The organism is Streptococcus sp. NLN76, from assembly GCF_015686645.1.
GTDB lineage: Bacteria > Bacillota > Bacilli > Lactobacillales > Streptococcaceae > Streptococcus.
Genome location: NZ_JADPMS010000074.1, coordinates 1 through 3,584, shown reverse-complemented (window position 1 = coordinate 3,584; position 3,584 = coordinate 1). Strand labels below are relative to the sequence as shown.

The window sequence follows — 3,584 nt, the reverse complement described above, 5'->3', positions numbered from 1 at the left end:
CTTACTGAATCATTCAATTTGAATGACAATGATATTTATGTGTTTTTGCAATTTTCAAACTGAAATTCACGCACGTCCTAGATTTGAGACTGATTTTTCAAATTTCCGAGAATAACTTGACACATACGATCACCACTCGTTTAGGAAAGAAAAAAGGGCACCTCGAAAAACTCCGGTTTTGCATCAAATCATGTCGTAGAAATCTTGATAAATCAATGTTCGAATTTTTAAGAGTTTAGTTTTTAGAGGTGCCCAAAACAGCCTGTGGTATAATGGGGGTAGAGTAAAATTAGAAAGAGTCGTAGGACATGAAAGGATTATTGAAATTTTTAGCCACAATCCTGGTACTTCTAGGAATCGCTTGGTATCTTATTATTCCAAGTAATCCGGTAACGAGTCAGGAACGCTTTGGTGCTTGGGAGGATAAAACTAATTTTGTAACCTTGATTCAACAAGCAGTCTCTAATTTAAGTTCCACGGGAGATGGTTTGACCTCGCAAATGGTCGTTTCTAGTAACGACTTGAAATCGATCTTGAATGAAAATCTATCTGAGGAACAGAAAACAGATTTAGAAAATTCTGCTATCGGATTTGAACAATCTTACATCCAAGTTCGCCAACCTCTAACTCTATTCGGTCCAGTTACAAGTCAACTAGAACTAAATATGAGCCTAGTGATCAAGGAGGGCCAGCTTGAAGCAGTTGTTGAGTCTGCTAAATTAGGGAAAATTCCCTTGCCAAAATTTTTACTGCGGATGGTCCTTGACCAAGATGCGATTTCGCCTGATTTCAGACGGGATGATCTGACCCTTCCAATCACACTTCCAGCTGAGGGATACGCTCTGGAAAATATTGAAATTCACAATGGGCAAGCGATTGCCTACCTCAAATTAGACCGAGAACGCCTTTTGGCTATGATTGAATCGCAAATCAAACCGTAAAAGAGTATTATAAAAACCAGTTCGCGCAGAACTGGTTTTTATGGGTTAGCCTCCGAAGAGTTTCTGGAAGAATCCTTTTTTTGTCTTAGGGTTCGATTCTTTCTTTTTCTGAGGTAGATAGGCCTTTATGCTGGTGTCTTCAAGGTTAAGAGCGTGATCGGAATGGAGGATTAACCCAAAAGGAGAATGGCTAGATTCATCAGATACGATGGTAGAAGTAATCCCCTGATCCCTCCCCATTTTCAGATAGGTTAATTGGAGATCATTGGGAATACTAGGCGAAATTTTAAGGTAGAGGGGGGTGTATGTTGCGTTTAAAGCACTCAGAATGTAGGGGAGATTTTGTTTGAGTTGTGGATCTTTAGCCTCAGCAATCGAAATACCACAAATAACGCGCTCCTGAAAGGTTCCTAAGTATTTCCGCTGTTGATCGGGATCTAAGCGGAGAGAACCCGCTGCTTTTTCCATCAATGTTTTTTCTAGATTCTTCATGATTCTAGTATAGCACTTTTTAAAAGAGTGGGTGGGTGGGGAACTTGCAATTTATTTCACAGGGCTCCAATTTTCCCTTGAAAAACCACTTTTTTTGCGTTATGATAGAAGGGTAATAAAAATTAACTCATAAGGAGAGTAAGAAATGTCAATTATTACTGATGTTTACGCTCGCGAAGTCCTTGACTCACGCGGTAACCCAACACTTGAAGTGGAAGTTTATACAGAATCAGGCGCATTCGGTCGCGGTATGGTTCCTTCAGGAGCTTCTACTGGTGAGCACGAAGCAGTAGAACTTCGTGATGGAGACAAATCTCGTTACCTAGGTCTTGGTACACAAAAAGCTGTTGACAACGTAAACAACATCATTGCTGAAGCATTGATTGGTTACGACGTACGTGATCAACAAGCTATCGACCGTGCTATGATCGCACTTGATGGAACTCCAAACAAAGGTAAATTGGGTGCTAACGCAATCCTTGGTGTTTCTATCGCTGTAGCTCGTGCAGCTGCTGACTTCCTTGATGTACCACTTTACAACTACCTTGGTGGTTTCAACGCTAAAGTGCTTCCAACTCCAATGATGAACATCATCAACGGTGGATCTCACTCAGATGCTCCAATCGCATTCCAAGAGTTCATGATTTTGCCAGTTGGCGCACCTACATTTAAAGAAGCCCTTCGTTACGGTGCTGAAATCTTCCACGCACTTAAGAAAATCCTTAAAGGTCGTGGTCTTGAAACAGCTGTTGGTGACGAAGGTGGATTCGCTCCTAAATTTGAAGGAACTGAAGATGCTGTAGAAACAATCCTTTCAGCGATTGAAGCTGCAGGTTATGTACCAGGTAAAGATGTCTTCATCGGATTTGACTGTGCATCATCTGAGTTCTACGACAAAGAGCGCAAAGTTTACGACTACACTAAATTCGAAGGTGAAGGAGCTGCTGTTCGTACAGCTGCTGAGCAAGTTGACTACCTTGCTGAATTGGTTGAAAAATACCCAATCATCACTATTGAAGATGGTATGGACGAAAACGACTGGGATGGTTGGAAAGTTCTTACTGAGCGTCTTGGTGACAAAGTTCAATTGGTTGGTGATGACTTCTTCGTAACAAATACTTCCTACCTTGAAAAAGGTATCGCTGAAGGAGCTGCTAACTCAATCCTTATCAAAGTAAACCAAATCGGTACTTTGACAGAAACATTTGAAGCGATTGAAATGGCTAAAGAAGCTGGTTACACTGCGGTTGTATCACACCGTTCAGGTGAAACTGAAGATTCAACAATCTCAGACATCGCTGTTGCAACGAACGCTGGTCAAATCAAGACAGGTTCATTGTCACGTACAGACCGTATCGCTAAATACAACCAATTGCTTCGCATCGAAGATCAACTTGGTGAAGTTGCAGAATACAAAGGTTTGAAATCATTCTACAACCTTAAAAAATAAAACAGTTCAGTGAACTGTTTTATCTCGAGCATAGCAATTGGAAAGCTCGATAACTAGTGTGAAAGCCTCATCCTCCGTGGATGAGGCTTTTTTCTATACCTGGAGGTCAAGTGAATTTCATTTTTTTGGAAATGAAAAGTGTTGGTATGGAACAACTTCGCATTTTTCTCGGGAAACATGAAAACATTCGCAACTTTCTCACAAGAAAAAAGCTTATAACCCGAATTATTCATACCTAACTTAAAAACCTTCCAGAAACCGTATTGATCACAGGGTTTCTGGAAGGTTCTGCTTTTCACCCGTTGGGTGAAACATTCGACTAGACAAAAAAGGATTTCCCCTTTATGATATAGTCATTTAGTTTTTAAATAGTATGTTATTACATCAGTTATAGAGTCCATCTTGCGAAGTAATTCTGTAACTGATTTTTTTAGAATAGCCCAACTTTGCTCAATTGGATTTAATTCTGGAGAATACGGTGGTAGAGGTAAAAAGAAGTGACCAGAATAGATAGAAAGTTCATCTAATATTTTCTTAGGGTGAAAACTTGCATTGTCCATAACAATAACATGAGGAGTCTTTAAAGATGGTAGAAGCTCTTGTTTAAACCACTCTACAAAGAAATCACTCGTCATACTCTCTTTGTAAATCATTGGCGCTACAAAAGTCTGACCAATTTGTCCAGATACAATGGAAGTTCT

General features: G+C 40.0%; 4 protein-coding genes. 2 read left to right on the top strand and 2 right to left on the bottom strand.

Annotated elements, in window-relative coordinates; translation table 11 throughout:
- Positions 1 to 308 precede the first annotated feature (308 nt).
- A complete protein-coding gene (locus I1A59_RS09080) occupies positions 309 to 941 on the top strand; it encodes a hypothetical protein (protein WP_196092443.1) in 633 nt (210 codons plus the stop codon).
- 45 nt (positions 942 to 986) lie between these two features.
- On the opposite strand, the gene I1A59_RS09075 is transcribed toward I1A59_RS09080, so the two are convergent.
- Positions 987 to 1,433, bottom strand: a complete 447-nt coding sequence (locus I1A59_RS09075) for a YueI family protein (RefSeq protein ID WP_196092442.1) — start codon at positions 1,431 to 1,433, stop codon at positions 987 to 989.
- Between the two features lie 145 nt (positions 1,434 to 1,578).
- Here I1A59_RS09075 and eno point away from each other — a divergent pair, with 145 nt between their 5' ends.
- Positions 1,579 to 2,883 carry a surface-displayed alpha-enolase gene (gene eno, locus I1A59_RS09070; protein WP_135038330.1) on the top strand — a complete coding sequence of 435 codons (1,305 nt, stop codon included), beginning with the start codon at positions 1,579 to 1,581 and terminating at the stop codon, positions 2,881 to 2,883.
- Between the two features lie 353 nt (positions 2,884 to 3,236).
- Here eno and I1A59_RS09065 read toward each other — a convergent pair.
- The coding region (locus I1A59_RS09065; RefSeq protein WP_196092441.1) for a transposase at positions 3,237 to 3,584 on the bottom strand (348 nt) is incomplete at its 5' end.